Here is a 7,152-nt window from a genome sequence, read left to right as displayed (position 1 = left end):
CGAGTTGTACGGCGACCGTGCCTACGATCACGACAAGTACCGCAAGAAGGTGCGTGCCAAAGGCATCCGCCCACGGATTGCCCGCCGTGGTCAGCCCCACGGTTCCGGTCTGGGCAAGGTCAGGTGGGTGGTTGAGCGCACCGTGGCCTGGTACCACGGCATGAAACGCCTACGTATCCGTTGGGAACGCCGCGACGACATCCATAAGGCATTCCTCGGCCTGGCCACCTGCATCATCACCTGGCGACACGTCGCACGACTTTGTTAGGAACTCTTATAGAGCCCGACGCGGGACCCCTCGGGTAGGCCGGCCGGATCTGTCCGGCCATGGCGGTCCAAAGTCGCGAGGTATGGCAGGAACTCCTCGAGAGATAGCTCGCCGACGTGTCTGGGTGTCTCCGCAGTGGGCCATATCCCATCAGCGGGAGACTCCGGCTCCTGATGTGACACCAGGAGCACGGTGACACGGTGCCCTGGTTCCGTCGCGAGCATTTCGAGCGCCTCGTCGAGATCGGGGTCAGTCACTTTCCCGGTATCCGGATCTAACAGGTTCTCGGCGGAGTCGATGGAAACGGCCACGCGGGAGCCTCCGAGTCGTCGCAGCGCTGTTTCCAGCCGCACAAGTGAGGAACCCTGCTGCCAGGGAGCCGTCGCAGGCTCAGGATCACCTGTCACCCAGTCGACGAAACGTTCTCACGTCCAGGTGAACGATCGCGTTGACGTCGTGCCGGTGGACTTGCGGCGCGGTGGCCATCATGGCCAGTTCGTTGAGGACGGCATCCACCAGCTTCGACTTGCCCACGCCGCGTGTTCCGCACAGCACGATGACGCCCCCCGGGCCGCTGGTGAGTCGCGTCAGCAGACCGTGCACCTCGTCCTGTCGATCTACCAGCGTCTCGATTCCGCTCCCGCCACGCACCACGTCTGGGGCGGGCGTTGACACTACTGCGACACGCTCCCGCGAGCTGGTTCGGAGATATGAATCTGTGGCGAGCGCTGCCAGGTATAGGCACCATTCTTTCGCGTCTTGCTCGTTTTTGGTGTAAAGTTGCCGGCCCAAGTGTACGAGTCCGACACCGACGAGTGCTAGCAAGCATTGCTGATCCCACAAGTTGCCCAACCCCTTGTGGGCTTCCGGCGCTGATTCGGTGCGGATAGTGCTGCTGAGCCGCCGCAAATGGTGGAGATCTGGTGGAAGGTCGGGGGTATGCGGATCTACGAGCACCTTGGCGATCTCCCACCGGGTCTCCTGGCCATAACGGTCGAACCGGTCCAGGACTAGTACTGCAACGGCACTCAGGTGAGTGGGTAGCCGCGTCGTTTGTAGTGGCTGAGTCGGGCTTGGTGTTGTCGTCGGCTGCGCCAGTTCGACCAGGCCCAGACGTGTTCGGCTGTGTCGACGATCCGTAGAACGAGCTTGGTCAGCAGGCGGCGGATCTCCGGTAACGTGAAAGCGATCATGTCTGGCTTGCCTGCACTGGTTCCCCTTTTGTGGCAAGGGAGCGGGACACGGCCAGCCAGGCGTGGGCGAGCATCGCGAGGGTGATGTGGGCATACCAGGCCCGCTAGGTGCGGACCTGGTAGTGGTCGAGCCCGGCTTCGTTCTTGGCCTGCTGGAAGCATTCCTCGATCCGCCACCGGGATCCGGCGATCCAGGCCAGGTCATGCAACCCCGATCGGCGAGGTCCGTAGCGGACGTAGTAGGCGACCTCGGCGGGTTTGGTGATCGAGCGCCGGGCGAGGAGCCAGTGCCCGCGCCCCGGCCGCCACCCGATCCGGATCGGGAGCCGGGCCCAGTCGTACTCGCGTGGCCCGTGCGCGCCGGCGCCGACCGACAGTCGCCGCCACGCCCGCGCCGGTAGCCCGGCGATCAGCACGTCTGCCCTGACTTCCTCACCTGCGGTCGTGATCAAAGTGTCGTTGACCTTGGTCGACAGCACGTGCGCGGCGTCGTGGTCTTCCAGCCACAACCGCAGGTACTTGGCCTGCCCATACGCCTCATCCGCGGTCACCCACCCGAACGGCACACCCGCGTCGAACACCCGCGCCAGCATCGTCATCGCCTGCCGCGGCTTGGTCGCGAACTTCACCTCGTCCGGGATCCCCGCCGCGCGGCACCGGTCTCGATCAGCGATCCATGGTTCGGGCAGATACAGCTCACGGTCGATCAGCGCATGCCCCCGCGCCGACGCATAGGCCAGGAAAGTACCGACCTGACAGTTCTCGATCCGTCCCGTCGTCCCCGAGTACTGCCGCTGCACTCCCGCCGACCGCACACCCTTCTTCAGGAACCCCTGTGTCATCGACGATCAGCACTCCGTCGCAATCACCGAGATGCTCGACCGCGTAGTCCCGCACGTCGTCGCGGACACCCTCGACATCCCAGTCCGCTCGCCGCAGCAACCGCTGCATCCCGTCCGGGGACACCTCACCAGCCTGCTCGGCCAGCGTCCAACCGTTCTTCCGTTCCAGCCCCGCGACCAGCCCAGACACATACTCCCGTGCTCGAGCACGGGGCTCTGACCGGGTGAACCTGCCCGCGATCCGCGTATGAACCCGGTCCAACTCGCCAACAACGAGATCCACAACCACGCCGGACATAATCCACTACGACTCACGCGAGTGCCGTTGCAGTACTAGGGCGACCAGGAGATGCATGGGATCACGTGTTCGGGGTGCCCGCTCCGAGTAGCGGTCGCAGTCGATGAGCACATATGAATCAGCCTTGATGGCAGGTTTCGTTGGAATGAGGATGTTGCGGCCGCTGAGGTCGCCGTGTGCCTTGCCAACGAAGAGGTCCTCGACTACCAACGTGTCGGCGCTCGTGAGCAAGGTGAATGGGTTCGGCAATGTGTCTGGCCAGCCGTCGCGTCGCAGACTGCCGGTGCGATCCCGAGCGGGACGCCGGACCTTCTGGCCCAGTCGAAAGCGGCGTCGTACCGCCTGTCCATGATTTCTTTGAGGACATCGGATAGCAGTCTGGTCTCTCGTGGAAAGCGATTACGGTTCCACGTGCGCGAGACCGAGGCGGTGACAGTGCCACAATATTCGGCTAACTCGGACTTAGCGTAGAGGTCTGTGAGTGGTTGGAGGGCGTTAAGATTTCCGCCGGCGATGCATAAGAAAACTGCGGACCAGTCGCCGAGCATGATCGTGTCTTCTTTTACCTCGGCCAGGTGTTTTCGGAATTCCTCGTGGGCGTTGAGCCAGGCCTGCTGGATGTTCGCGGCCCTTTTCTCGTCGGAGTCATCGAAGAACTTGAGGACGAACTGGTCCGTGTCATCAGGGGAGGCGTGCAGCACGCGCGCGACAGGCCTCCTGCTGCGGCCGTCCGCGAACCATCCGCGTTGGTGGAGGTCGAATGGCTTCCGTTTCACCCAGGCTTCGAGCGCTGCCACGAGACCTGGTGACTTCAAGCGCTCTGCCCAGACCTCCCGGTCGTGGAGCTGGCCCATGCCGCCTCCTGAACCTCCAGTAGTCCGCTATCCGAGAACTTAGACTTCAGGAATGATCGACTGAACCGTTGCGGGGATACAAGTGAAGAAAGGGTGCCATGGCTGGCGAGTTGTCTGACGAAGCTAAGGCTCGTAGGGACCTGTTGTGGGGCATGTACTCCGATCTTCGGACGCATGCGCGGCACGCAGAGACGTTGCGTTCCAACGTGGTAAACTTCATGATCGTCGTCGCGTCGGTCCTTGTTGCGGTGATCGCCAACGACGGGCAGATCAGCGGGAAGGACCTTCCCCTTTGCCTGGCGATGGTGGTCGTTGGGCTGCTTGGGTTGGCCTTCGCCGCCTCCTACACCGAACTGTACGAGCGGAACAGGAAGCGAACAGTCCGGATTCGTGCCGCACTCGACGACGAGTTCCTCGCGGACGGGATCACTATCACCGCCCTGCTCGACGAATCGGACCAACAGCATCAGGCGAGCCGTCTCTATCGCTGGACCAGAAGGCTCACCGGCAGCACACAACTTTTCTGGTCGGTGCTGTCCGGGCTGGTTATGGTGTCCGGGCTCGTGCTGGCCATCGTCGCGTTGTGAGCCACCCGTGTCGGTCAGGCCGAGGACGGCAAGGGGAGTTGGTGTGATTGTGGGCGCTGGAACTGCCGGTTGCAGCACGGTCGCTGCCGCGAGGACGACACCGAGCCTGATTGCGCCGAGAATCACATAGATCCATATCGCGGTGGTGCTGTCCCACGTGATGTAGGGCTACGGCCAGTGTGAAGCCCGTCAGGAACAACAGTGGGGCCGCTCCTCGCCAGTGGTGGGATGTGGCTCACCGCAGGGCGGTAGCTGTGATGCCCGTCCACGCCATGTGGGGCTGCCGGGCTCATCGCGCCGCGCATCCTGCTGAGTCGCGGCTGGAGGCAGCCCACCCGTTTCGTCATTCGCGATGCCCATGACGGCGTCATTCAGGATAGGACGAAGATCGGGCGAATCGGACAGTGCTCGCTGTGGTTCGTCATCACGGTGGCGCGATCGTCCGCATGGTGACGCGGTCATGGTCATCATGACGAACAAGCGGCAGCGTGCGGATCTGCCGCACCGAAAATATCCTCGCGATTCGCGTGGGTCGACGTCGAACGCGCGCAGGGTGCGGGGGTCGGGTCAGGGCGAGGACGCTGCCCAGCCGCTGGCGCGAGCAGTTACCTGCGGGTCAGCATGTTGATCAACGGCCACACGTGAATCGGCTGGTCGGGGGTGCACCGGCCGATCACGGCCGTGGCGGCTGCTGCGAGCGCGGCCGATGCCCAGCTCACCGCTGCCGTTGTAACCCCACGTCCGCACCCTGCCCTCGCCGTCCAGCGGACGGCGGGCGCCGAGGTCGAGGACGGGTGCGGGCACCGGGACCCGGACCGGCCGGAGCACCGGGACCGAGGAGCTGTCCGGCACAATGTCGCAGTGCACAACGGACCGCGGCTGCAGAACCTGATCGCCGAGTACGGCCGGCTGCGGCGGTTGCAGGACTATACGCCCCAATCGCGAGGCCAGGCCTTCAACGACTTGCTCGCGAACATGTTTGACTGCTGGGGCCTTCGCGCGAGATCAGGGGTGCGTGCTAAGGGGGAAGCGGACGTTGTGTTCGCACTGGGTGACGACCGGTTCATCGTCGAGGCCAAGTGGGAGAACCGGCGAGCGGATACAGGATACATCGCCAAACTCCAGAAACGAGTCCGCCAGCGCTACGCCGGCACCGGCGGGATCTTCATCTCAATGGGTGGTTACACCGCGGAGGCGCTGGCTGACGTCGCGGATGGTGAGCAGCTACAGGTCCTGCTGATGGACGACACACACGTCGAAGCGATGCTCAGCGGCCTGGTGCCACCCAAGGAGCTGATCGAACTCCTCCTCGATCAGGCGTCATACGAGGGCAACCCGTATGTACCACTGCTGACCTTGATCGGCTCAGGCGAGGAGCCACCGAGCGTCGCCTTCGGGACGCCTGAATCGATGCCGGCCGGCTTGACGAAGGGGGCGAGTCCTGCGCTCACAGCAGACGTGCTGTTCACCTTGCCGAGTTCCCATCAACTGGGTGTCGGAGTCGACCATCGAGGCCATGTCCTGGTCACCACAGACCAAGGCATCCTCGCCGTCGATGTCGCGACCAGGGCCGCGCGCTGGGCCGCTCCGGTATCACGATGCCATCGCAACGCCGTCACGCTGCCCGACGAGACGGTCCTGTTCACCCGTTGCAACGGCATCGGGCGATTCGCCGACAACAAGGTGACCGTGGTCGGCGGAGGGTTCTTCGGCGCCACCAGCCTCGCACCGCACCCGGACGGATCCATATGGGCATTTGCCGGCGGCGACGTGGAGGCCCGACTCGGCGCGTCGATCAGCCAGCTCGGTGAGGCCCTCGGCGACGAGTACCGGTACGACCTGCAGTACCCGGCAGAGACAGCCACCGCGTCCGCCTGGGTCAACGAGAAAGACCTGGTGACGATCGGCCCCGAACTACTGATCACCACCGTCGGTACCGACCAGAGCCGCCGACAACGCTCCGCGCAGTCTCGTCCGACAGGGCTGGTCAGCCTCGGCGACGGTACCGTCGTTACAGTCGATGATGGTGTCACAGTAGGGCGCACCGACCTAGAATCCGGCGAATACAACCTCCTGGCCGACCTCGGCCTGCGGGCAGCGGACCACGCGCTTTGTGCGGAACCAGCCGGCACTCTGCTGATTGCCACCTACCACGGCGACGGTCCGGACACACCCATCGCTGTGGGCCGTATGTCGCTCGTTGCTCGCGACGCAAAGGCCGCCGCTGCATCAACATCAACCTCGGGAATCGGCAGCGGGGGCACGGAGGACGTCTCCGGAGCGGCTGCCGGATCCCTAGAACACGCGCGAGCGACCCAGCAGCAACTGACACTAAACATTGAGACGCGCGAACCGGAACCCTCGGCGCCAAAAACAGCTCCGACTACAGCGCGACGTCGGCGATCGCGGCGTACTCGATCAAACTTCGCCCGCTCGACGGGAACCACCGGCAGTGAGCCGACAGTGATCGACGTATTCGCTGGCAGCGGCGGGATGACCCTAGGGTTTCACCAGGAGGGCTTCCGCCCCATCGTTGGTCTCGATGTCAATGTCGCCTCCGCGGCAACCTACGCCGCGAACTTCGGGGATGTCGAAGTGCACCTCACCGATATCCGTCAGATCACGCCGTACTCGATCGGCTACGCCGACGTTCTCATCGGCGCCCCACCCACCCAGGGGTTCTCCGGTTGGCAAGGCCCGCGAGATCACGATCCCCGCAACAGCTTGTGGGCAGATTTCTGGCGACTCACCGAGGAGATCCAGCCATACGTCTTCGTGATGGTGATGTCGCCACGCTTCCTACAAAGCGGTGAGTTCCCTGCGCTTCTACAGGCGGTCGACCAGCGACGTGCCAGTGAGCCTTTCCGCGTAACGTCCGGTGGCTGTGTGTGATCAACTTTTGTTTGGTTATGTGGTTCGGCTGTGTTCGTGGTGGAGCAGGATCAGGGCAGCGGCTGTGATGTCGCCGAGGCGCCAAGGGCAGCCGCGGTAGCGGCGGAGGTTCTTGTAGGTGGTTTTGAGTAGGGAGTTGGCGCGTTCGCCGAGGCAGCGCAGGGCGCCGTGGATGGCGTTGTAGGCCTGTTCGTCGACGGTGAGTTGTCCGTCTTTTG

6 protein-coding genes and 2 pseudogenes are annotated in these 7,152 nt (G+C 63.9%); 3 read left to right on the top strand and 5 right to left on the bottom strand.

Translation table 11 applies throughout. The features are described from left to right. The coding region (locus ACJ73U_RS29720; protein WP_407781035.1) for a transposase at positions 1 to 268 on the top strand (268 nt) is incomplete at its 5' end. On the opposite strand, the gene ACJ73U_RS29715 is transcribed toward ACJ73U_RS29720, so the two are convergent. From ACJ73U_RS29715 to ACJ73U_RS29700, 4 genes and pseudogenes are all read right to left on the bottom strand, one after another. After that, positions 265 to 579, bottom strand: coding sequence for a hypothetical protein (locus tag ACJ73U_RS29715; RefSeq protein ID WP_407781034.1), 315 nt, complete (start codon positions 577 to 579; stop codon positions 265 to 267). The genes ACJ73U_RS29720 and ACJ73U_RS29715 overlap by 4 nt on opposite strands. 85 nt (positions 580 to 664) lie before the next feature. Then, positions 665 to 871, bottom strand: coding sequence for a hypothetical protein (locus ACJ73U_RS29710; RefSeq protein WP_407781033.1), 207 nt, complete (start codon positions 869 to 871; stop codon positions 665 to 667). 425 nt (positions 872 to 1,296) lie between these two features. Beyond that, positions 1,297 to 2,592: pseudogene (locus ACJ73U_RS29705) on the bottom strand (IS701 family transposase). Between the two features lie 212 nt (positions 2,593 to 2,804). After that, positions 2,805 to 3,455, bottom strand: a complete 651-nt coding sequence (locus tag ACJ73U_RS29700) for a hypothetical protein (RefSeq protein WP_407781032.1) — start codon at positions 3,453 to 3,455, stop codon at positions 2,805 to 2,807. 218 nt (positions 3,456 to 3,673) lie between these two features. On the opposite strand from ACJ73U_RS29700, the gene ACJ73U_RS29695 reads away from it, so the two are divergent. Both ACJ73U_RS29695 and ACJ73U_RS29690 read left to right on the top strand, forming a co-directional pair. After that, positions 3,674 to 4,042, top strand: a complete 369-nt coding sequence (locus ACJ73U_RS29695; protein ID WP_407781031.1) for a hypothetical protein — start codon at positions 3,674 to 3,676, stop codon at positions 4,040 to 4,042. 861 nt (positions 4,043 to 4,903) lie between these two features. Further along, positions 4,904 to 6,934, top strand: a complete 2,031-nt coding sequence (locus ACJ73U_RS29690; protein WP_407781030.1) for a DNA cytosine methyltransferase — start codon at positions 4,904 to 4,906, stop codon at positions 6,932 to 6,934. Between the two features lie 15 nt (positions 6,935 to 6,949). Here the strand turns inward: ACJ73U_RS29690 and ACJ73U_RS29685 are convergent. After that, positions 6,950 to 7,152 (bottom strand): annotated as a pseudogene (locus ACJ73U_RS29685) (IS5/IS1182 family transposase); the annotation flags it as partial.

The organism is Actinophytocola sp. (assembly GCF_045807065.1).
Classification (GTDB): Bacteria; Actinomycetota; Actinomycetes; order Mycobacteriales; family Pseudonocardiaceae; genus Actinophytocola.
The sequence above is the reverse complement of the archived record's forward strand: the minus strand, read 5'-3'. Positions and strand labels throughout refer to the sequence as shown.

What these genes read in the sequence shown, in the direction of transcription:
- ACJ73U_RS29700 (WP_407781032.1), bottom strand. Translation starts at nt 3,455, where the DNA reads ATGGGCCAGCTCCACGACCGGGAGGTCTGGGCAGAGCGCTTGAAGTCA.
- ACJ73U_RS29695 (WP_407781031.1), top strand. Translation starts at nt 3,674, where the DNA reads ATGATCGTCGTCGCGTCGGTCCTTGTTGCGGTGATCGCCAACGACGGG.